Source organism: Streptomyces sp. NBC_01210 (assembly GCF_036010325.1).
Classification (GTDB): Bacteria; Actinomycetota; Actinomycetes; order Streptomycetales; family Streptomycetaceae; genus Streptomyces.
Map to the genome: position 1 here is coordinate 8232801 of NZ_CP108549.1, position 20805 is coordinate 8253605.

General features: G+C 70.5%; 19 protein-coding genes and 2 pseudogenes. 6 read left to right on the plus strand and 15 right to left on the minus strand.

Annotated features, from left to right (window positions below):
* Positions 1–2 precede the first annotated feature (2 nt).
* Together OG735_RS37070 and OG735_RS37075 are read left to right on the plus strand one after the other, a co-directional pair.
* Positions 3–1811 (plus strand): CoA transferase, encoded by a 1809-nt coding sequence (locus OG735_RS37070; RefSeq protein WP_327327527.1) that lies wholly within the window; start codon positions 3–5, stop codon positions 1809–1811.
* Complete coding sequence (locus tag OG735_RS37075) at positions 1808–3490, plus strand: class I adenylate-forming enzyme family protein (protein ID WP_327327528.1); 1683 nt, start codon at positions 1808–1810, stop codon at positions 3488–3490. The genes OG735_RS37070 and OG735_RS37075 overlap by 4 nt, the downstream gene beginning before the upstream one ends.
* A gap of 94 nt (positions 3491–3584) precedes the next feature.
* Here the strand turns inward: OG735_RS37075 and OG735_RS37080 are convergent.
* From OG735_RS37080 to OG735_RS37095, 4 genes and pseudogenes are all read right to left on the minus strand, one after another.
* Positions 3585–3800, minus strand: a pseudogene (locus tag OG735_RS37080) (PepSY domain-containing protein); the annotation flags it as partial.
* Positions 3801–4071: 271 nt separating this feature from the next.
* The gene (locus OG735_RS37085; RefSeq protein ID WP_327327529.1) at positions 4072–4875 is read right to left on the minus strand and encodes a metal ABC transporter solute-binding protein, Zn/Mn family; all 804 of its coding nucleotides are present in this window, start codon (positions 4873–4875) and stop codon (positions 4072–4074) included.
* The gene (locus tag OG735_RS37090) at positions 4833–5699 is read right to left on the minus strand and encodes a metal ABC transporter permease (RefSeq protein WP_327327530.1); all 867 of its coding nucleotides are present in this window, start codon (positions 5697–5699) and stop codon (positions 4833–4835) included. Before OG735_RS37090 ends, OG735_RS37085 begins: the two co-directional genes overlap by 43 nt.
* Positions 5696–6331 carry an ATP-binding cassette domain-containing protein gene (locus tag OG735_RS37095; RefSeq protein ID WP_327327531.1) on the minus strand — a complete coding sequence of 212 codons (636 nt, stop codon included), beginning with the start codon at positions 6329–6331 and terminating at the stop codon, positions 5696–5698. The genes OG735_RS37090 and OG735_RS37095 overlap by 4 nt, the downstream gene beginning before the upstream one ends.
* Positions 6332–6693: 362 nt before the next feature.
* Between OG735_RS37095 and OG735_RS37100 the strand changes: the two genes are divergently transcribed.
* Positions 6694–6909, plus strand: a complete 216-nt coding sequence (locus tag OG735_RS37100) for a hypothetical protein (RefSeq protein ID WP_327327532.1) — start codon at positions 6694–6696, stop codon at positions 6907–6909.
* Between the two features lie 27 nt (positions 6910–6936).
* Here OG735_RS37100 and OG735_RS37105 read toward each other — a convergent pair whose 3' ends face one another.
* Genes OG735_RS37105 through OG735_RS37115 form a run of 3 tightly spaced genes read right to left on the minus strand, consistent with a single transcriptional unit; the run spans position 6937 to position 9994 of the window.
* Positions 6937–7464 carry a copper chaperone PCu(A)C gene (locus OG735_RS37105; RefSeq protein ID WP_327327533.1) on the minus strand — a complete coding sequence of 176 codons (528 nt, stop codon included), beginning with the start codon at positions 7462–7464 and terminating at the stop codon, positions 6937–6939.
* A complete protein-coding gene (locus tag OG735_RS37110) occupies positions 7461–9755 on the minus strand; it encodes a heavy metal translocating P-type ATPase (protein ID WP_327327534.1) in 2295 nt (764 codons plus the stop codon). Before OG735_RS37110 ends, OG735_RS37105 begins: the two co-directional genes overlap by 4 nt.
* Complete coding sequence (locus tag OG735_RS37115) at positions 9752–9994, minus strand: hypothetical protein (protein WP_327327535.1); 243 nt, start codon at positions 9992–9994, stop codon at positions 9752–9754. Before OG735_RS37115 ends, OG735_RS37110 begins: the two co-directional genes overlap by 4 nt.
* Before the next feature lie 645 nt (positions 9995–10639).
* Between OG735_RS37115 and OG735_RS37120 the strand changes: the two genes are divergently transcribed.
* Entirely contained in the window at positions 10640–11074 is a 435-nt protein-coding gene (locus tag OG735_RS37120) for a hypothetical protein (protein ID WP_327327536.1), read from the plus strand.
* On the opposite strand, the gene OG735_RS37125 is transcribed toward OG735_RS37120, so the two are convergent.
* The 6 genes and pseudogenes from OG735_RS37125 to OG735_RS37150 all read right to left on the minus strand — a co-directional run.
* A complete protein-coding gene (locus OG735_RS37125) occupies positions 11058–11315 on the minus strand; it encodes a M48 family metalloprotease (RefSeq protein WP_327327537.1) in 258 nt (85 codons plus the stop codon). The two genes, OG735_RS37120 and OG735_RS37125, sit on opposite strands and share 17 nt — an antisense overlap.
* A gap of 201 nt (positions 11316–11516) precedes the next feature.
* Positions 11517–12761, minus strand: a complete 1245-nt coding sequence (locus OG735_RS37130) for a cytochrome P450 family protein (RefSeq protein WP_327327538.1) — start codon at positions 12759–12761, stop codon at positions 11517–11519.
* Positions 12758–13732 carry an amidohydrolase family protein gene (locus tag OG735_RS37135; RefSeq protein ID WP_327327539.1) on the minus strand — a complete coding sequence of 325 codons (975 nt, stop codon included), beginning with the start codon at positions 13730–13732 and terminating at the stop codon, positions 12758–12760. Before OG735_RS37135 ends, OG735_RS37130 begins: the two co-directional genes overlap by 4 nt.
* Positions 13729–14613 carry an NAD(P)-dependent oxidoreductase gene (locus OG735_RS37140; protein WP_327327540.1) on the minus strand — a complete coding sequence of 295 codons (885 nt, stop codon included), beginning with the start codon at positions 14611–14613 and terminating at the stop codon, positions 13729–13731. The genes OG735_RS37135 and OG735_RS37140 overlap by 4 nt, the downstream gene beginning before the upstream one ends.
* The gene (locus OG735_RS37145) at positions 14610–14948 is read right to left on the minus strand and encodes an antibiotic biosynthesis monooxygenase family protein (RefSeq protein ID WP_327327541.1); all 339 of its coding nucleotides are present in this window, start codon (positions 14946–14948) and stop codon (positions 14610–14612) included. Before OG735_RS37145 ends, OG735_RS37140 begins: the two co-directional genes overlap by 4 nt.
* A gap of 376 nt (positions 14949–15324) precedes the next feature.
* A pseudogene (locus tag OG735_RS37150) lies at positions 15325–15855 on the minus strand (hypothetical protein); the annotation flags it as partial.
* A gap of 14 nt (positions 15856–15869) precedes the next feature.
* Here OG735_RS37150 and OG735_RS37155 point away from each other — a divergent pair.
* Entirely contained in the window at positions 15870–16724 is an 855-nt protein-coding gene (locus OG735_RS37155) for a response regulator transcription factor (RefSeq protein WP_327327543.1), read from the plus strand.
* A complete protein-coding gene (locus tag OG735_RS37160) occupies positions 16721–18172 on the plus strand; it encodes a sensor histidine kinase (protein WP_327327544.1) in 1452 nt (483 codons plus the stop codon). Before OG735_RS37155 ends, OG735_RS37160 begins: the two co-directional genes overlap by 4 nt.
* 163 nt (positions 18173–18335) lie before the next feature.
* Here OG735_RS37160 and OG735_RS37165 read toward each other — a convergent pair whose 3' ends face one another.
* Positions 18336–19496 (minus strand): PP2C family protein-serine/threonine phosphatase, encoded by a 1161-nt coding sequence (locus OG735_RS37165; RefSeq protein ID WP_327327545.1) that lies wholly within the window; start codon positions 19494–19496, stop codon positions 18336–18338.
* Between the two features lie 185 nt (positions 19497–19681).
* Positions 19682–20797: a hypothetical protein gene (locus OG735_RS37170; protein WP_442812552.1), complete on the minus strand. Its 1116-nt coding sequence runs from the start codon at positions 20795–20797 to the stop codon at positions 19682–19684.
* Between the last annotated feature and the right edge of the window lie 8 nt (positions 20798–20805).

Sequence of the window (20805 nt, forward strand, 5' to 3'; positions counted from 1 at the left end):
GCATGGCGTCACCAGCCACCACGCAGACGGTCCGGCCACTCGACGGGCTGCACCTCGACAGTTCCGGGCCGCCCGAGCTGACCGGCCTCGTAGCCGAGCACCTGCGGCTCCTGGGAGCCCGGACGGAGCCTGAACCGGCCGCTTCGAACCATGTCCGTAGCGTCCCTGGCGCCCGTAACCCCCGGAGCGTGCAGATCGCGCTGACCGGTGACGGTTTCGGACCCCAGGAAGCCCGGGTGACCTGGGCGGATCCGTCGAGTGGGAGCGCCGACGAGGCCACCGTGCAGGCTGCCACCGGCATCATGGCCGTGCACGGCCGACGCGAGGGAGAGCCGCGCGGTCTGGCTGTCGACTACGCCACCACCGCGGCGGCCGTACTCACCGTCCAAGGACTCCTGGCAGGGCTGTTGGGGCAGGCCCGCGGTGGACCGGCGGCACGGGTGGCCACGAGCGCCGACCGGGCCGGGCTGCTGTCCGTCTCCCAGTACCTTGCCGCGACAGGGGCCGACGAGGGCGAGGCGGCCGAACTCGCCGCAGGCGGACCGCCGTTCACCGCGGGCGACGGCACCCTCTTCGAATTGGAGACCCTGGACCCGGGTGCATGGGCTGCCTTCTGGCGGGCCCTGGATGCGCCCGCCGACGCGATACGGGCAGGCTGGCGGCCCTTCCAGTTCCGGTACGCCACGGCCTGCGCACCCTTCCCACAGGCACTGCACACGACCACGCGCGCCCAGTCCTGGCAGCGGATCCGGCAGGCGGCATCGGTCTCCGGCGCCGAGGTCTGCCCGCTGGGGACACTGGCTGCGCGTGCCGCCGAACACGACGGCGGCGCACCGTGGTCACTCACCTCTCACGCAGAGGGCCCTCGCCCCCCGGCTTCACTGCCCGCTCCCGTACGGCCGCTGGCGGGACTGACCGTGCTGGAGGCCGGCCGCCGTATCCAGGCCCCGCTCGCCGCACACCTCCTGGGACGGCTCGGCGCGGACGTGATCCGTATAGAGCCGCCGGGCGGTGACCCGCTGCGCGGGATGCCCCCCGCCTGTTCCGGCATCTCCGCCCGGTGGCTCGCGCTCAACCGGGGCAAGGAGGCCGTCGAAGTGGACATCACGTCTTCGCAGGGCCGGCGTCGACTGCGGGATCTGGCTGCCGGTGCCGATGTCTTCCTGCACAACTGGGCCCCCGGGAAGGCCGCTCAACTCGGCCTCGACCGGGACGATCTGGCCGAGGCCAATCCTGTACTGGTGTACGCGTACACCAGCGGCTGGGCCGAACGTCTCCCGGGCGCTCCGATGGGTACGGACTTCATGGTCCAGGCCCGCACCGGAGTCGGGGAAGCCGTACGCCCCGCGGACGAGCCGCCCGCGCCGTCCCTGATGACCCTGCTCGACGTCATGGGCGGACTCCTCGGTACCGAGGCCGTGCTCGCCGGACTGCTGCTGCGCGAGCGCACCGGCCAAGGCGTCCGCGTGGACTCCTCACTGCTGGGCGCGGCCGATGTCCTCACCGCCCCCGCCCTGCGCCGGGCCGCGACCGGCGGAAGCGCGAGACGGCCGGCCGGGTTCCGCCGCCCCCTGCGTACCGCGGACGGCTGGATAGCCCCCGCCGATGCCTGCGCGGCCGCAGCCGGTGCATACGACCTGCGCGATCTGCATACCGACGAGGCCCTGACCCAGCTGCGTGAGCACGGCTTGACCGCAACCGCGGTCACCACCGATCTCGCCGACCTGCACCACGATCCGCGCTTCGCCGGCTCGATCAGCCGCGACACGCACGGTGCCCCCGCCGTTCCCGACCCCTGGAGCTTCGCGTGACCGTCGCACTGCACGACCTGCTGCCCGCCGACCTCCGCCGCTCCTGGGTGATCGACGGCACCTGCCCCGACCTCGATCTCTACAGCCTCTTCCGGGCCCGCCAGATCGCGGACCTCCACCGCACCGCCCTCCTCGATGCCAAGGGCAAACTCTGCTACACCGCCCTCGACCGCAAGGTGCGATGTCTCGCCACCGGCCTCAGAGACCTCGGCATAAGCCCAGGAGATGTGGTCGGCGTCCAACTACCCAACGGACGCAACGCCGTTGTCGCCGATCTCGCCCTGGCCGCCCTCGGCGCCGTGGCGCTGCCCTTTCCGGTCGGCCGCGGCAGCCTGGAGGCCGAGTGTTTGCTGCGCCGCGCGGAGGCCGTCGCGGTCATCGCCGCGGTTGAGCACCGAGGCAACCATCACGCCGCCGACCTGAACACTCTGGCCCCGGCGCTGCCCGCACTGCGGCACGTTATCGCCGCCGGACCCGGCAACGCTCCAGAAGGAACGGTTCCGCTCGCGCAGTTGCTGCGATCCGACCCGAGTGCGTTCGTCCCCGCCCGGCCGGATCCGGACAGCGCCGCCCGCATCCTCGTCTCGTCCGGCTCCGAGGCAGAGCCGAAGATGGTCGTCTACTCCCACAACGCGCTCGCGGGCGGGCGCGGCAACTTCCTCGCCTCGCTGATGCCCGAACAGACACCGCCGCGCTGCCTGTTCCTGGTGCCGCTCGCCTCGGCCTTCGGCTCCAACGGCACCGCGGTCACTCTCGCCCGGCACGGCGGGACGCTCATTCTCCTCGATCACTTCACCCCGGAAGCCGCGATCGCCGCGGTTCGCGAACACGAGCCCACGCACATCCTGGGCGTGCCCACCATGGTGCGCATGATGCTCGACCGGCTCGACAGCACGGGCGAGAAACTGCCCGCCCCCACGGCCCTGATCCTCGGTGGCTCGGCCCTGGACGGGACCACGGCGGAGCACGCCGCCCGCGCGTTCGGCTGCCCGGTCGTCAACCTCTACGGCTCGGCCGACGGGGTCAACTGCCACACCGGGCTGGGCAGCGAAACCCCGGCCGCTGACGGGCAAGGTGTTGTCGCGGGCCGTCCCGATCCTCGCGTCGCCGACATCCGCATCGCCGACACCGAGACCCAGGAACAGCTGCCGGACGGCGCGATCGGAGAGATCATCGCGCGAGGCCCGATGACCCCCATGTGCTACGTGGCCTCCCCGGACCTGGATGCCCGCTATCGCACCCGCGAAGGCTGGGTCCGCACCGGAGACCTCGGACTCCTCGACAAGGACGGCACTCTTCACATCGTCGGACGCCTCAAGGACATCGTCATCCGCGGCGGCGCCAACATCAGTCCTGCCGAAGTCGAACGGGAACTGGCCGCCCACCCCCACGTACGCGACGTGGTGTGTGTCGGCGTCCCCGACGAGGTGATGGGGGAGCGGCTGGCGGCATGTGTGGTGTCCCGCACCACCGATTCCCCGACGCTCGAGTCACTGTGTGCGCACCTGACGGAACGGGGGCTCGAGCAGCGCAAGCACCCCGAGCGCCTCCTGGTGGTGGAGGAACTTCCCCTGACTCCGGCAGGCAAGCCCGACCGAGCAGGGCTGCGTCGGCGCCTGACCGACAACCTGCCGCCGGAGCGGGACCTCGCTGCGGTTCCGCTCGCTCAGGCAGGCTGACGGAGGGACCGGAGAGCGGTGCCGCACCGCTCTCCGGACCCGATGCCTGACGAGTAGCGGGAGGGAACGCGTGGTGCGTGCCTCCCGCTCTTCGCTACGTTGCCCGGCCCCGTCGAACGAGTCCGAACGCCACGTCCGCGACGAGGAACCCGAGCAGGGTGACCCCCAGGACCGGCAGCGCCCAGCCCAGAGCGGCGACGGCCGGTATGCCCAGGATCAGCGCGGGCAGCGGCAGTTGGCGCCAGACGCCGCGGGCCGGGGCCTTGCCGAGTACTGCCCTGCGGTCGTCGCGCGTCGGGCGACGCTGCCACCGCTGCGCATGCCTCATCGGCGCCAGTGCACATCCGGCGCGATGGAACGGCTAGGGGGCTGTCAGGCCGGGGCCGCGGGGGAGGACCCCGTTTGGGTCGGGAACGAGCGAGCCAGCACCCCGAATCGGTATGCACACCCGCCGTGGGCATGGGTCGAAGACGAGGCGCGAAAGACTAGGGACAGGGGAGAAGAAAGCAGATGTCCGCTGGGGGCAGTCCGTACGGACTGCCCCCAGCCGGGAGACACGGGGCGCCTACCCGTTACCGGGCTCAGGACCCGGACATGGCCTTCTTCAGCTCGGCGGCCGCGTTGCGGTAGACGGGCAACAGATCCAGGTCCTCACCCGGGTAGTTGACGACCTTGACCTGCTTGGCACCGGAGTCGGGCAGTACGGTTCCGGTCGACATATGGGCGTTGTCCAGGACCAGGGCGGGCTTCTTCTTGGAGAGGTCGGCCAGCTGTGCCGGGGTGACCGGCTCGGGCCCGTAAGTGCCGACGGTGGTGGCGCCCGCCAGCTTCGCGGACCAGGCGGTGAAGACCTGGGTGACGACGGCCGGGCTCTTCCCGCCGGGCCAGGCAGCCTTCAGGTCCTTGGACAGCTTGGCGTACTCGGCGTCGAAGGCCGTCTTCCACTTCGCCGCGACGTCCTCGGTGCCGAACAGCTTGCCCAGCCGGGCCACTTCGGCGCCGACCTTGTCGGCGTCGTTGTCGAGACTGACCTCGACCAGCTCGGCCTTGGAGCCGGCGGCTTCCTTGATCTTCCCGGCGTACGGCTCGAAGGGTGCGTACAACACGAAGTCGGCCTTGGCGACTGCCGCGAGGTCGGACGGCTTCGGGTCGTAGTCCGGTGCGTGGTGCACGGACTGGGGCACGATGACCTTGACGTCCTCGGCGCCCGCGGCCTTCGCGAAGGCGCCCTCCCAGGTCGTGGTGACGACCACGACCGGTTTTCCCTCCTTGCCTTCGGTGCCGCTCCTGGACGACGAGTCGCTGTCGCTTCCGCAGCCCGTGACCAGGACCAGGGCTGCGCTCAGTGCGAGGAGGGAAGTGATACGGACGCGGGTGCGCGCCATGAGCTGATTCTCCGTTCGGGTATGAGATGGACGGCGAGGACGACTGCCCCCGCGGTCAGGACGAGGACCGGCCCGGGTGGCCAGTCCAGCCGGAGAGCGATGAGGAACCCGGTCAGATTCACGGTGATGCCGATACCGACCGCCCACACGGTGATCGATTTCAGCGAGGTGCCCAGATGGCGCGCGGCGAGCGCGGGCAGCAGGGTCAGGGCGTCGACCAGTAGCGCGCCGGTGAGTTTGATCGCTCCGGCCACCGCGACCGCGACCAGTACCAGCAGCACCAGGGTCAGTCCGCGTACCGGGACGCCCGAGCACTGCGCGAGTTCACGGTCGTACAGCAGCAGCGCCACATCGCGGCGTCGCCACCAGAACAGCCCGGGTACGACGACGGCGAGCACCGCCAGCACCACCAGGTCCGCGGTGCCGACGGACAGGATCGACCCCCACAGCAACGCGAACGCGCCCGAGGCGTTGACTCCCGAGACCGCGAGGACCAGCAGCGCGGCCGCGATCGCGAGACTCATCAGCAGGCCCATCGCGCCGGACAGGCCGTCCGGGGTGCGGGCGAGCGGAGCGACCCCCGCACCGGCCAGGGCGCAGGCCACCAGCGCGCACAGCATCGGGTCGAGTCCGGTCAGGATGCCGACCGCGATGCCCAGCAGAGCGACGTGCATCATCGCGAACCGGACCGGCATGATGTCGAGCCCGACGATGACCACCCCGATCACCGGTAGTCCGATCGCGGCCAACAGCAGGGCGAACCCGGCCCGCTGCACGGGCAGAAGTTGCAGGAGTTCACCGAGGTCGGCGGTGGCGAGGGTCACCGGACCTCCCGCAGCCGGCCCGCGGCCATCTCCAGTACCCGGTCGCAGCGGTCCGCGAGAGACCGGTCGTGTGTCACCACGACCAGCGTCACCGGCAGGGAGGTGAGGACGTCCGCCGCCTCCGACTGGCCGCTGAAGTCGAGGGCAGCGGTGGGTTCGTCGGCCAGGAGCACCTCGGCTCCGGCGGCGACGCAGCCGATCGCCCGGGCGAGGTACATCCGCTGCAACTGCCCGCCGGAGAGGGTGTGCAGGGGCCGCTCGGTCAGCGACCCCACACCGAGCCGGGCAGCGGCTTCGGTGGCCTCCTCCGGCGCGGTGCTGCTGGCCAGCAACTCGTCACCCAGCAGAGGGAATCGGCCGGCCGCCGGCTTCTGCGGAATCCAGGCGCACGCACGCCGCCGCCAGGCCCATTCCGCCGGCGAACGGGTGTCCCGGCCGCCGACCAGGATCGATCCGGTCACCTGCCTGTGCAGGCCGAGGACGGCACGCAGCAGCGTGGTCTTGCCCGAGCCGTTGGTCCCGGTCAGCGCCACGCGTTCACCGGCGGCGATCTCCAGATCCACGTCGGCGACTGCCTCGACCCGGCCATGGCGGCAGGCGACCTCCCGCATGCGTACATTCAGCCCGCCCATCACACGCCCCTCATTCGTCCGTAACTGCAGGGGTACGACGGGTGTCCGCCCTCCCACGCGGCAGTAGTCGGATGACGGCCGTGTCAGGTTCCGGCGAACCGGCAACTGTTTCCGTACGCGTTTCACTTCGCCCGTAGGCCCGGCCGCCCCGGAGCGGCGACCTCTCTCATGTAGTCGTGCCGAGGCCTCGTCCGGTTTCCGCCTTCCCTCCGCAATCGGAAGCACTGGAAGCAAAAACCTCATGTGCCGTGCCTCGGGGGCGTGCCCCACCGAGGCTTGCGTCCTGCGTCGATCGGGCATTCCCTCGGCGTCGGGCCGCAGGAGGCCGTTCTGCGGGCGGACGCGTACGAAAGGCGATTGCGATGACCGATATCAGTTCTCTGGAGCCCGTGGCGACATTCTGCGGTAACTGCAACTGCGGTTGCCCCCAGTTGTTCGTCGACGAGGCCGCTCCTGCCGAGCGGAGGATCGTGATCACCGATGACTTCGGTCAGCAGGTGCAGATGAGTGCCGACCAGTTCGGTTCCATCGTCGAGGAGGCCAAGGCGGGCAAGCTGGACTCCATCGCGATCGTGTGAACCGCTGTGCCCGGTCCGGGGGCCGGCTCAGCTGCCGGGCCGGACCACGACCACGACGGTGTCGACCGGTCCGCCGTGGCGGAAGTGCAGAACGAACGGGACTGTATCGCCCACTTGCCAGGGGGCCTTCGTCCTCACCATCACGTCCAGGCCGCTCGGTGACATGACGACGGTGTCGCCCGCCGGGATTTCCGCAGAGTCGACCATGCGCATGAAACCGGCTCCGCTGTCGGCACTTTCGTGCCGGCTCAGCATGGCACTCTCGACGGCGGGCGACGTCACCGAGACCAGTTGGTCAGCGGCCCCACCGCTGTTGGCGATCCGGAAGAACGCCGCGGTGTCCTCGTTGTCGCCGTAGGGCAGGAAGACACGCCCGTCGCTGACCTTGATCCGTGGCGGGCTGCCGGCGGCCCCGGCCTTGGCCCAGGTCGTCAGCCCGCCGAGGGCCACCGCGCAGGCGGCCACCGGGGCGAGCGCGGCGTAGAGTCCGTCGCGCAGACGCCGACGACTCGGCCTCCAGCCCTCAGCCGCGGGTGCCCGGTCGGGATCCGTCATCGCTGAACACCTCCTCGGGGGCGACGTGTTCCGGACCGTGTGGGACGAGGCGGCGAAGGCTGCCAGGCCCGCAGACGCAGGCTGTTGCCCACCACCAGGAGCGAGCTGGCGGACATCGCGGCGGCGGCGACCATCGGGTTGAGCCAGCCAACCGCGGCCAGCGGCACGGTGACCACGTTGTACCCGAACGCCCAGACGAGATTGACGCGAATCGTCCCCAGGGTGCGCCGGGCGAGCCGGACCGCGTCGGCGACCGCCTCGATGTCGCCGCGCACCAGGGTCACATCGGCGGCTCCGATGGCCACGTCGGTGCCGGTGCCCATAGCGATCCCGAGATCGGCGCCGGCCAGCGCGGCGGCATCGTTCACGCCATCACCGATGACGGCGACCTGACGGTCCTCCTTCTTCAACTGCCGTATCAGGTCTGCCTTGCCCTCGGGGGTACAGCGGGCGTGCACCTGTGTGATGCCGAGTTCAGCGGCGACAGCACTGGCGGCGGCTTCTCGGTCGCCCGTGGCCAGGACCGGTTCCACTCCCAGCCGCTTCAGGCGGTCCACGGCCCGGTAGCTCCCGGGCCGCACGACGTCGCCCAGGGCGATGAGGGCCTCGTCGACGCCGTCCACCCGCAGCAGGACCGGGGTGAGCGCGGAAGTCTCCGCATCGGCCAACGCCTGTGCCAGTGACTCGGGAAGGTCGTCGCCGGGGGCACACACCTCGACACGGAGGCCGTCGACGAGACCGGTGACCCCGGCCCCCGGCGTAGCCCGGAAGCCGGTCACTTCGGGCAAGGGACGTTCGGGCAGTGCCCGCTGTGCGTACGCGGTGAGGGCGCGACCCAGCGGGTGTTCAGAACCCTGCTCCGCCGCGCCGGCGAGCCTGAGCGCAGCCTCCCGGCCGATTCCACCGGTGACCGGCGTGACCTGAGCGACGGTCATGTGCCCGGTTGTGAGGGTGCCGGTCTTGTCCAGGACGACGGTGTCGATGTGGCGCAGTGCCTCCAGTGCCTGAGGTCCGCTGACCAGGACGCCGAGCTGGGCGCCGCGGCCGGCGGCGGCCAACAGGGCGGTAGGGGTCGCCAGGCCCAGCGCGCAGGGGCAGGCAACGACCAGGATCGCCACGCACGCGGTGACGGCTGCCTGCGGGTCTGCTCCGGCACCGAGCCAGAAGCCGAGGACAGTGACAGCCAACGCCAGAACGACCGGGACGAAGACGCCTGCCACCCTGTCCGCCAGACGCTGGGCACGAGCCTTCCCCGCCTGAACCTCGGTCACCATCCGTGTGATCAGAGCGAGTTGGGTGTCCGCGCCGACCGCCGTGGCCCGCACGAAGAGCAGACCTCCGGCGTTGACTGCGCCCCCGACCACTGGCTGGTCAGGACCGACTTCGACGGGCTCGCTCTCCCCGGTGACCAGGGAGAGATCCAGAGCGGAACTCCCGGATACCACCACACCGTCGGTGGCTACCCGTTCCCCCGGACGGACGGTGAACTCCTGGCCCACCCTCAGCCGTTCGATCGGGATCCGCCGCTCCTGTCCGTCCTCCCGAACAGTCACGTCCTTGGCGGCCAGCCCGGCCAATGAACGCAATGCCTCACCGGTCCCGTGCCGGGCGCGCGCTTCCAAGAAGCGGCCGGTCAGGACGAACAACGGCACACCGACCGCTGCCTCCAGGTAGACATGTGCGGCATCTCCGCCTACCGAGGGAAGCAGGGTGAACGGCATGCGCATGCCCGGATCGCCCGCGCCGCCGAGGAAGAGCGCATAGACGGACCAGGAGAACGATGCGACGACACCGAGCGAGACCAGGGTGTCCATGGTGGCCGCCGAGTGCCGCAGACCCCGCATCGCGCGCACGTGGAACGGCCAGGCGCTCCAGACGACCACCGGGCCGGCCAGCATGAGACACAGCCACTGCCAGTTGCGGAACTGCAGGGAGGGCACCATGGACAGCACGAGGACCGGCACGCAGAGCAGCGCCGTGATCAGCAGCCGCTCGCGTTCCCCGCGCGGCTCGCCCTCCTCCGGCTCCGGCTGCCGGGTGTCTTCCTGCGGCTCGGGCGGCAGGGGCAGTTCGGCGGTGCAGCCCGCGCGTTCGACAGCAGCGACGAGGTCTTCCGCGGTGATGTCCGAGGGGTGGCTCACCCTGGCCTGCCCCGTGGCGAGGTTGACCGTGGCAGTCACCCCTTCGAGCTTGGCCAGTCGTTTCTCCACTCGGTTCACGCAGGCCGCGCAGGTCATGCCGCCGACGATCAGATCAGTGGTCACCAGCGCGCTCGCCGGTTCCACCGTCATCGTTCACCGCCCGAGTGCATGTCACCCATGCCACCGTCCCCGTGCGGTTCGGAGCCACCGTCGGAACCGGTGCCGGTGGAGTGCATGCCGGGTGCGACCGGACCGACGGCTGAACCGACCCCGTACGAGAGCGCGAACATCACCACAAGCAGCACCAGGAACCCGGTCGGCGCGGGTGGCGGCGCCCACCGGCGCAAGGCGGCGTACGTACGGGCAAGGGAGTGTTGCTGGTCTGCCATCGCCGCTCCAGAGACGGGCCCGCGCCGGTGTCACAGGGCGGGGCGGAGGGAAACCGAGCCCGGGCGGGGGCAGTCCGCTCGGCCCATGGGTGTCATGCTGGCATGGCGACGAGCGTCGGATTCCCGGTAGCACGGCCCGCTCGCACGTGACGTTTCTCCCGGCTCGCCGGGGGAACCCGTGGAGCTGTTCACACGACCACATGTGAACGTGTACGAGCTGCCGACCGACCGTTCACTGTCGTACCGGGATGTCTGGCGCGGGCACCGTGATCAAGGTTTCGGCGACACAGAGCATCGGCGACACAGAGCAACACAGAGCAACACAGAGCAACAGTGAAGCGACCCGTGCCACCCAGCCGCTCCGGTCACTGCCGCTGTCCGCACCTCGAGTGGTTGCCGCTGTGCGGACAGTCACATTGACGAAGTTCGCCACTTAGGCCAGCCTTACCTTCGCTCGCTCCGGTGTGGTGTGGGCGCCCCGCGTTACACCTCTGGAGCACCATGTCCACCGCCGATGCACCCTCGATTCAACGAAGCTCCGGACAGGAAGCAGACACACTTCAGCTTCCCCCGTGGTGCGGGCCCGCGTTGGCATCCTCGGCGGTGTGCGTCGGATGGGCGGCCAGCACATGGACAGCCGTCCACGTGCGTGCCGATGCCACGCTCCACACTGCGGCGCTCTTCGCCCACCTTGCCTGCCTGGTCCTTGGATTTGGCGCGGTTCTCGCCATCGACTATTACGGCGCTCTGTGGCTCATGGGCCGCAAGACTCTGCGCGAGGTGCTCGACTTCACCGCCCCTCTGCACACCCTTGTCTGGGCCGGCCTCTTCGGTCTGCTCCTCAGCGGAGCCTTCCTCCACCCCGACATCACCTCACCGCTCACTTGCGTCAAACTCGGCCTCGTCCTGATTCTGTCCCTCAACGGTGTCCAGGCCGGTGCCCTTCACCGGCGCCTGAGGACCCTCGGCGGCCGGCCCGACGGCCGCTCGCTTCTGGTCCGCGGCGCCGCAACCGCGTTCGCGTCACAGGCCACCTGGTGGGGCGCGGTCGTCATCGGCTTTCTCAACAGTCAGCGGTGACTGGGTTGCGGTCGCCGATGGCCTGGGCGGCGGTTTCGTCGGCGCTGCGCTCCAGCGCGTAGCTGAGGGGTTCGCGCAGGGCACGCAGGCCGGGATGGCACAGGCCGGCCATTTCCACCATGGTGAGGAAGACGTGGTGACGGCCGGTCAGGTGGGCGCGTTCGTGTGCGAAGAGAGCCTCCCGTTCGGCGGCGGAGAGGGCCCGCAGCATGCCGGAGGTCACCACGACCTTGCCGATCACCGCGCTCAACCCTGAGGCTGAGCCCACTCATCTGTGGCAGCGCATTCTGCGCGGCGCCGTCGTGGCGGCCGCATGTCAGAGAGTCGTCAAGGTCCCCGGGTCCGGTGGCCGGACGGGGCTCCGGGGCGGACTCTGGCCTTGTGAGCGCAGAGAACGTGATCGGCGCCGGCATGAGGATGCCGACATCCCCCCCACTGTCGGTCACAACACAGCTGGTTCCAGCACGACGGGCAGCTCCGCGAGGCCGCGGAAGGCCGGGAACGGAACCACCATCCAGGGCGCCTCACGCGCGGGGTCGGCCAGAGCCACCCGCGGGAAACGGCTGAACAGACCGGTGAGAGCGAGTTGCATCTCCAGTCTGGCCAGAGGTGCTCCCAGGCAGTAGTGAATGCCGTGCCCGAACCCCAGATGGGCACTTTGCGCGTTCTCCGATCGCGTCACATCGAACTGGTCCGGGGAGTCGAACTTCAGCGGGTCGCGGTTGGCCGAACTGAGCGCGATCTGAACCAGGGCGCCCTTCGGGATCCGCGTTCCGGCGATCTCCACATCCTCGGTCGCGAAACGGAACGTCGCGCTCTCCACCGAGCCGTCGTAGCGCACCAGCTCCTCGACCGCCTGGCCGACCAGCTCAGGGTTCTCCTGCACGGCGCGGAGCTGTGCGGGATGGGTGAGGAGATGGTAGACGGCGTTGCCGATGAGGTAGGCGGTCGTCTTGTGACCAGCGAACATCAGCAGAAACGCTGTCGAGATCAGCTCCTGCTCGGTGAGCCCGCCGTCTGTGTCCCGGGCTGCGGTGAGCGCGCTGAGCAGGTCGTCGCCCGGGCGGCTGCGCTTACGTGCGAGGAGATCCGCGAAGTACGCGTGCAGGCTCTCCTCCGCCTTCTGCTGGGCCTGCTTGGATTCCTTGCTGAACCCGGTGTGCGCCACCGTGGTGGACCATGTCTGCACCTGCGACCGCTCGTCCGGCGGCACGCCGAGCAGTTCGCAGATCACGGTGATCGGCAGCGGGAAGGCGAACGCGGGCAGCAGGTCGACCGGTTCCCGGGTCGAGCATCCGTCCAGCAGCGTCTCGACGATGTCCTGGATCTGTGGCCGCAGCGACTCCACACGGCGCGGGGTGAACTCGGAGTTGACCAGCTTGCGCAGCCGGGTGTGCTTGGGCGGGTCGGCGTTGAGCATGTGATCGTCCAGTGCCACGGACGAGTCACCGAAGATCCTTCGGTAGGCGTCCATGGCCCCGTACATGTCCTTGCTCAGCCGCGGATCCGCCAGGGCGGCCCGCGCGTCCTGGTACCGCGTGATCAGGTATGTGTCGATGCCGTGCGGCGGCCGCATGGGGCAGACGGGCGCCGTTTCCCTGAGGTTCGCGTAGACGGGGTGTGGGTTCCGTCGGAACTCGGGGGTGCACCGCTCGGCTGCGGTGGCTGGGTCATCCACTGTGGTCACGGACGGCTCCTGAGGTCGAAGATGGCCTCGGCGTTGCCGCCGAGGATGAGCTGCTGGGACGCCTTGTCGATCGGCAGCTTCTCGATCATGCGCATGAACTCCTCCAGGGGCACGGACATCGGCGGCGAGTCAGTGCCGAACAGCATCCGCTCCGGCCCCAGTACCTCCGCGTTGAGGCCCAGGTGCGCCGGGCTGAACGTGCTGGTGTCGACATACATGCGCTGCAGCGCCGCGCCCGGGTCGGCCGCCGGCGGGGCGGAGGGCGGCGTCGGGGCGGAGGGCTGCCCAGCCGGCGCGCCCCCACCCCAGTGCCGGGGGCGCGCCGCTGTCTGCAGGCGTTCCGACAGCAGTGCCAGCGCGCCGCCGCCGGTGGCGCCGATCAGTCGCAGGCCGGGGTACTTGTCCAGCCACCCCGCGAACGCGATCATGGCCATGCCCATCGAGACGTCGCCGAACCGGCCGATCTGCTCGACGAAGCCGAAGTCGTCGACCCGTTCCGTGCCGATCGGTTCGGCCGGGGCGTGCACCAGGACCGGCACTCCCGTCTCGGCGGCCAGTGCGAAGAAGGAGTCGGCTCGCGGAGAGCCGAGCAACTCGCCGTGGACACTGGATGTGGTGATCAGGCCGACGAAGGCGGGGTCCGCCAGCGTCTCGCGTACCCCATCCAGGTGATCGTCGTCGCCGAACGGGTTGGCGTACACATACCCGCGCAGCTGGTCGGGGAAGGATGCGATCAGGCCCGACATCCAGTCGTGGAAGCCGCGCAGCCGGTCCCGTGGTTGCGCGTAGTTGTCGACGCCCGGGACTCGCGCCATCGCGCCGGCGCCGACCGGACTGCCGATGATGGTGAGGTCGATCCCGGCCTCGGCACGGGCGGCGAGCATGCCGTCGACGTCGGTCAGGCTGGGGGGCATGGGGAAGCGTCGGGCTGCCTCCGGTGGGGACAGATGCCCGTGGATATCGATGATCATGTGCGACTTCCCGGGTTCGGTGTGAGTGCGTGGGCGACCGCGACACAGTCCTCGTCGCCGCGTCCCTGCTCGGTGGCGCGGACGTGGGTCTCCGCGGCTGCGGTGGCGAGCGGAAGCCGCAGTCCGGCCGCCGCGGCCTGGTCCGCGACGAGCATGAGGTCCTTGGCCATCAGGCGCAGCCGGAAGTCGGGCTTGTCGAAGCGCCCGGCTGCCAGGCGTTTCGACTTGAACGCCATGACCGGCGAGGCGAAGCCGCTGCCGGCGATCGTGCTGAGGACGAGCTTCCGGTCGAGGCCGGCGGCGGCCGCCAACTCGACGGCCTCGGCCAGAGCCTGCACCTCGATCCCCATCAGCAGGTTGAGGAGCAGCTTCATCCGCATGCCGGAACCGAGTTCGCCGAGGTGGACGACCTCCTTGCCCAGCAGCTCGAGCAGCGGCCGCCCCGCGGTGAAGACCCGCTCCTCGCCGCCGACGAAGAGGCGCAGCTCGCCGGTGCGGGCGTGCTCCCGGTTGCCGAGCATGCCGACGTCCAGAACGGAGTGCGTGTCACCGGTGAGGCGGACGACCTCGTCGGGGGCGACTGTGCTGGCGCAGACCAGGGCGCCGGGGTACGGGCCCCCGGCCAGGACCCCGTCCGGTCCCCGCAGCACGGCTCCGAGGGCTTCGCCGTCGGCCACGGTGCAGATGGCAGCGCTCGTGCCCTCGACGGCATCGGCCGGATGGGCTGCGGCGAAGGCGCCGGCCTGGGCGAGCGGCGCGGTCCGCTCCGCGGTGCGGTTCCAGACCCGTACCTGAATGCCCTGGTCAAGAAGTCGGGTGGCCAGGCCGGTTCCCATCGTGCCGAGACCGAGGACGGCGACCGGGCCGTCGGGGCGCTTCATGCCTTCCCTCCCACGGTCTCCTGAATGACCCGGAACCGCAGCGACTGGGTCTCGTCGACCCACTCGCGCAGCGGAGCCACCAGTGCGCGGTGGTCCTCGCCCTGCTGCCAGGCGAAGAAGTGCTCGGGCGTCTCCCACTCGCTGGTGATCACCCACTGCCGGGATCCGTCGAGCGGTTCGCCCAGTCGGTCGATGAGGTGTCCGGGGACGCGGGCGACGGACTTGCGTATTCGCTCGTACACGTCCAGGAACCCTTGCTCGCCGCCCTCGATGACGTGGACCGCGTACACCACGGACAGTCGCTCGGCCGATTGGCCCTTCTGCGCAGTGCTCATGTCTCCTCCTGATGGTGAGATCTGGCAGAACACGACTCCAACCGACTCATGGCTCCCGTGGCCACGCAACTCCGAAGTGGGGACAGCCCAACGGGGAGAAGGGCTCCCCGACGGTTGCTAGCCCGTACGGGTGAGAATCGAACGGCCCTTTTCGGAGGCGGTCCTGGACGCCTGACACCCCCTCAAGGGGGACCCGCTTGATCCTTGACGATCAGTTGCGGCCACCCTGCCGCGACGCCGGCTCGTCCCGGAGGACGGCAGGCCGGCGACGCACGCTGAATCGAGGCCAGGGAGCTTGCGCGAAATTCCTGTGCTGCGGTGATGCTGGAGCCCCCAGCGCGCCGGTGACGGCGCGCCTTCGGCTGGGGCGACCGGGTCAGCGCATTCGCACCCGGGACCCGTATTCCTCCGCCGAGTCCGCCGAGTCCGCCGAGTCCGCCGAGTCCGCCGAGTCCGTCGAGTCCATTGGGTTGATGGAGCCCTCCACCGGAGTCGGATCGAGGTAGAACCACTGAGCCGTCGGCCCCGGCACATGCGCCGCGCTGTTGTCGGGCGGCGGCTGCGCCTCGGATGCCGACGGGCCGGGCGGGGCCGGCGCGTTCGGTGTGTTCGGGCGCAGCAGCTCCACGCCTACGTCCGATCCTCGGTGCTGTGCCACGAACTCGTCCACCTGGCTACGACAGGCGTGGTCCCAGTGCGCCACGGCGGTCAGATCGAGCCGTACCCTCGGCTTTCCGGCGGCGGCGACCGCCTCCAGCGCGTCGATCAGCTTCGGCAGCCGCAGGAAGGTCATATTGCCCGCCATGACCAACTTCGCGGTGTCGCCCTCCACGCTGGTGCGTACCGAGGTCTGTGACATCCGCAGCGCGGCCAGCACAATGCCCGCCGCCAGACCCACCAGGACGCCGAAGACGGAACTCAATGACCCTGCGGGCCTTGCTCATCGAGGACGACGAGACGATCGCCGAACCCCTTGTGGAGGGCCTCGGCCGCTACGGCCTGACGGTGGGCCATGTGTCCACGGGCGCCGCCGGGCTGCAAGGCCCGTACGGCGACATCGTGCTGCTTGATCTGGGGCTGCCCGATATGGATGGCATCGACGTCTGCCGCGGCATCCGCCAGGTCTCCGACGTGCCGATCATCATGCTCACCGCACGAGGAACGGAGGCCGACCGGGTGCTGGGCCTGGAGCTGGGCGCCGACGACTACCTGGCGAAACCGGTCAGCATCCGGGAGTTGATCGCACGCATCCGGGCCGTGACCCGCCGCACCGCAGCATGGTCGGGTGCCGCGCCTGCCGCGCCTGCCGCGGAAGCCGCCAACGGTGCCGGGGCCTTACCGCGGGCGGCTGTGGCGACCCCGCCCGCCACAGCACCCGACTGGGGGTTGGGGGCATCTGCGTGGCAGGACCCCGAACCCTCGCCCGTACCCGGACGCATAGCGCCGCAGTCCTCCCCGACCGGGGCGCTGGTCGTCGACCGCCGCACCCGCGAGGTCTGGATCGGGGAAAGGCCGATCATCCTCACCCCCAAGGAGTTCGATCTGCTGGCCCTCCTGGCCGAGGACCCCGGGGCGGTCTACTCGCGCCAGGAGATCCTTGACCGGGTCTGGGATCTGCACTTCCACGGCCCCACCAAAACCCTGGACGTCCATGTCGCCACGCTGCGGCGCAAGTTGGGTGACCCGGCCTGGATCCAGACCTTGCGCGGGGTGGGCCTGCGCCTCGCCGTACGCCCCCGCACCGACACCAACCACCCGGAATCACAGCCCCGATGACACGCCGACTGCTGCTCAGCTATCTGACCCTCGCGGCCCTCGTCCTCATCTGCCTGGAGTTCCCACTTGGCTACGTCTACACCCGGGCCGAGCGTGAGCGCGCCACCAACGCCGCCACGGAAGAAGCGGAATCGGTCGCCGACTACGCTGCCCTCTCCCTCGCCTACGGCCGTCCCGAGGAACTCGCCGAACGCGTCGACGTCTGCGCAGAACGCATCGGTGGCCGACTCCTGGTTGTGGACAGCCGTGGCACCCTGCTCGCCACCTCGCACCCACTCAGCCGCGACCAGCAGGCCGGCCTCGCCCAGCACCCGGAGATCGCTGCCGCGCTGCTCGGTGGTGACGGAGCCAACGTACGCACCTCCACCATCGGCGGCGTCCAGTGGCTCTCGGTCGCCGTTCCGGTACGGCACGGTGCGACGCTTCACGGCGCCGTACGCCTCACTGTCCCCACCGACGCGATCGCGAACAACGTCCACCGGGTGTGGCTTGTGCTGGGACTTGGCGGGCTCGGGGTGCTGGCCGTCGTAACCATGGCAGCCTTCGCGCTGGCCCGCTGGATTGGCCGCCCGATCCTCGAACTGGAGCGCGCCGCCCGCACCTTGGCCGGCGGCAGCCTCTCCACCCCGGCCTCCGTCACCACAGGACCGCCCGAAGTACGCAGCCTGGCCGCCACTTTCAACCGCACGGCCGCCCTGCTGGAGCATCTGCTCGCTGCACAGAGCGCCTTCGCGGGCGAGGCGTCCCACCAGTTGAAGACCCCGCTTGCCGCGCTGCGGCTGCGCCTGGACAACATGGAACCCGGTATCCCGCCCCAAATGCGCGGCAACCTGAACGCGGCGATGACCGAGACCGACAGGCTGGCCAGAATGGTCGAGGGCCTCCTCGCCTTCGCCCGGATGGAGGAGACCGCGCTCACGCCTGAACCCGTCGACCTGGACCGGGTACTGCAGGACCGCACCCTCGCCTGGTCCGGGCTGTACGCCCGGGAGGGCGTCCGCCTCGTCCTCAAGGGCAATCCGGTCGGCACCGCCCTCGCGGTGCCTGGCGCCCTCGAGCAGATTCTGGACAACCTGCTCTCCAACGCCCTGCGCGTCGCCTCCCCGCGCAGCATGGTGACCGTTTCCCGGTGGCTCTCGGCCACGGCGGCGGAGCTGCACGTCGAAGACCAGGGCCCCGGTATGACCGCCGAACAACGCAGCCGCGCGTTCGACCGCTTCTGGCGCGCCCCCGACGCCCCCAAGGGCGGCACCGGCCTCGCCCTCGTTCAGCGCCTCACCCTGGCCAGTGGCGGCGAGGCCCTGCTCCTCCCCGCCCCGGGCGGCGGCCTCAGGGCCGTCATCCGCCTCCAGCCCGCGACGTCCCGCCGCTCCGGCGGCCTGCCGAGCCTCCCGCACCCCCGCCGCCGCCCGGCGGTAGGCGCGTGTACGGCTGCGGGGAAGCGGTGAAAACGGCCCGTCGCCGAACGCGATTGCCCGGCCCCGGTCCTGGGGTCGGCGTACAGGTCCAGACGCCGCCTCGCGCCCACGTCCCGGCCCGACCGACGCGGTGCGGGGCACGCCGTCGGTCCCCGCGCACAAGCGGCCGCGGTGGAATCGAGGTGACGGCCGCCTACCGCTCGCTGCTGTGGTCACGTGCCCCTTTGCCGCTCAAGTCTGCAGGCAGACGCTCGATCGCCACCATGGCAGCGTCGTCGTCCAGATATCCGCCTGCATGGCTGAGCAGGTCGTTGCACAGGTAACTCAGGAGGGCGCGAGGTCCCTCGCCGGACCAGACGGTCACCCGTTCAGCCAGGGGGTAGAACGTGCCGGCCTTGTCGCGGGCCTCGATGACACCGTCCGTGTAGAGCAGGACGATGTCGCCGACCTCGAAGGCAAAGACTTCGGCGGCGAAGGCGGCCTCCACGAATTCGGTGAGGCCCAGTGGCGGTGCCGGGCGGCGAACTTCCAGTGGGGTGACCTGGCCATCACGCAGCAGCAGGGGTGGAGGGTGGCCACAGTTGATCACGTGCAGGGCCGACTCGTCGTCGGGGACGTCGAGCACAGCAGCGGTGATGAATGTTTCGCTGTAATCCTCCATGTCGCTTCCAGGGGCTCCGAGGTCGGTCGGGTCCGAGGAGACGGTTCGCTCCAGATAGGCCACCAACACCGGCAGGTCGGCCTGCTGGTGGGCGGCGGCCCGGAAGGCGCCGAGGAGGAGAGCGGCGTCTCCGATCGCCTCCAGGCCCTTGCCCCGCACGTCACCGATGATGAGCCTGGTTCCCTGGGCTGTGCGGGCGGCGGCATACAGGTCGCCGCCGATCTGCGCCTCGGCTTCGGCGGCCAGATACACGGAGGCGATGCGCAACGAGCCGATCCGGTGGGGAAGCGGCCGCAGCACCACTTCCTGTGCCGCCTGCGCCACCCAGCGCAGCTGGGTCAGTTCCTTCTCGTGCCGTTCCCGCAGATGGGCGAGGAAGGTCACGAACACCGAGATCAGGATCAGAGCGATGACCTGGAAGGTGTGGTTCAGGTCGGTGAGGCTGGTGCGCAACATCGCGACCACGGCCTGAGCCAATACGGCTACCGCGCCGACGAGGCCCGTCGTCCGAGGACCGGCGAAAGACGCCGTGATAGCGGGAGCGGCGACCAGGAAGGGGCCGAGGTGGACGTCAGGCGGAGCCAGGATGTCGACCACCGTGACGATCGCGATCAGCGCGAGCGGTACCGCAACCAGCACATGCCCCTGCTTCCATGACCAGCGCTCATCCCCAGGGAGTCGTCGAGAGCCCATGAACCCTGAATACACCGCACCACGGCCGAGCGCTGAGCGCCCTGCCGTGGTGTGCTGCGGGAGCGCCGCACTCCGAGCGACCCGGCCGAGCCGAGAGGCGAGCTGCGTCCTCGCTGTCGGGCTCGCCCGCACGGCCGCTGAGGGGCACAAGGGTGCGGCACTGACGGTGTCTCTCGCCGGGCTCGCTACGCCTGGCCCGCGTGCAGGCTCTCCAGGCGCCGCTGGAGCACCTGCAGCGCCCCGCGCTGACGGCCCGGGACACCCTGGCGCAGCCTGACGAGCGCCGGCGCGAGTGAGCGTGCCCGGGGCAGATCGCGGATCTGTTCCCACTGGTGGTGGGCCCGGTCGACCGCCCCTTCAACATCGGGATCGTCCGGGGCCTGCCGACGTGTCAGCCGGGCTTCGGCGGCGGCCATCCACAACTCGCAGCTGAGACCGGGATCCCGGGCGAGCCGGGCGAGATCGGCCCGGACCTCCAGCCAGTGGATGGCCTGCACCGAGCCGGGGCCGTGGGTCCGTAGCTCCTGCTGTTCCCAGGCCGAGGCCGCCGCCGCGGCCTCGGCGTGCCGCCCGGCCTGCGCGGCGGCGAGAATCGCCGGATGCGGGTCGGACGCCACCGCGGCCCGCGCGGCCGGGACGCTCGCGGGCGGAGGAGTGCCCCTCGTGAGCAGCAGCGCGTCGTCGGTGCCGGCCCGCGCCGCGGCCTGTTCGTGCAGCGTGGCACGGTCCGGCCGTGCGCCGCTGCGCCAGATCGCCGCGCACGCCTTCAGATAGGCGGGGTCCGCGGTCCCGCGGCGTGGGGACGCCGGCGCGATACGGCCGTAGAGACGGACGCCATGCCCGAGGGCGAGGCCTTGCGCCGCGATGTGCTGCCATGCCTGGGCATCGGCGACCAGATCGACGACCACGGTCGTGGTGTCCGGACGCCGGATCGCCAGTTCGCCCGCGAGCCAGTGCCAGGGAAGCGCCGTGTAGCGCATGGTCGTGGGTGTCGTCCGGGCGAGCGCGAGATGCAGGAGCCGCTGCCTGCGGTCCAGCTGCAGCTGCCCGGCGATGTACAGGGACAGCGGCCCTTCCGCGGTCGCGGTGGCCCGGATCCGGGTGAGTACGGTCTGGGGGTCGAGCGGTTCGGCGAGCTCGATCACGGTCGCGGCCGGTGTGCCCGTCAGCGCGCTGGGCGGTACGGCGGCGAGCGCGGGCAGCACCGAACTCGCGTCGATGAGACGGCCCTTGCCGACCGGGGCGGCTGCGATGAGCAGTGCGGTTCCCGGTTCTGCTGTGTCCCCTCCGTTGATCACCACAACCAGCA

Bases quoted from the DNA above. Each gene is read 5' to 3' on its own strand.
- OG735_RS37160 (WP_327327544.1), top strand. From the start codon at position 16,721: ATGACACGCCGACTGCTGCTCAGCTATCTGACCCTCGCGGCCCTCGTC.
- OG735_RS37155 (WP_327327543.1), top strand. From the start codon at position 15,870: ATGACCCTGCGGGCCTTGCTCATCGAGGACGACGAGACGATCGCCGAA.
- OG735_RS37085 (WP_327327529.1), bottom strand. From the start codon at position 4,875: ATGGCGCGCACCCGCGTCCGTATCACTTCCCTCCTCGCACTGAGCGCA.
- OG735_RS37105 (WP_327327533.1), bottom strand. From the start codon at position 7,464: ATGACGGATCCCGACCGGGCACCCGCGGCTGAGGGCTGGAGGCCGAGT.
- OG735_RS37095 (WP_327327531.1), bottom strand. From the start codon at position 6,331: ATGGGCGGGCTGAATGTACGCATGCGGGAGGTCGCCTGCCGCCATGGC.
- OG735_RS37110 (WP_327327534.1), bottom strand. From the start codon at position 9,755: ATGACGGTGGAACCGGCGAGCGCGCTGGTGACCACTGATCTGATCGTC.
- OG735_RS37145 (WP_327327541.1), bottom strand. From the start codon at position 14,948: ATGAGCACTGCGCAGAAGGGCCAATCGGCCGAGCGACTGTCCGTGGTG.
- OG735_RS37135 (WP_327327539.1), bottom strand. From the start codon at position 13,732: ATGATCATCGATATCCACGGGCATCTGTCCCCACCGGAGGCAGCCCGA.
- OG735_RS37140 (WP_327327540.1), bottom strand. From the start codon at position 14,613: ATGAAGCGCCCCGACGGCCCGGTCGCCGTCCTCGGTCTCGGCACGATG.
- OG735_RS37165 (WP_327327545.1), bottom strand. From the start codon at position 19,496: ATGGGCTCTCGACGACTCCCTGGGGATGAGCGCTGGTCATGGAAGCAG.
- OG735_RS37070 (WP_327327527.1), top strand. From the start codon at position 3: ATGGCGTCACCAGCCACCACGCAGACGGTCCGGCCACTCGACGGGCTG.
- OG735_RS37115 (WP_327327535.1), bottom strand. From the start codon at position 9,994: ATGGCAGACCAGCAACACTCCCTTGCCCGTACGTACGCCGCCTTGCGC.
- OG735_RS37100 (WP_327327532.1), top strand. From the start codon at position 6,694: ATGACCGATATCAGTTCTCTGGAGCCCGTGGCGACATTCTGCGGTAAC.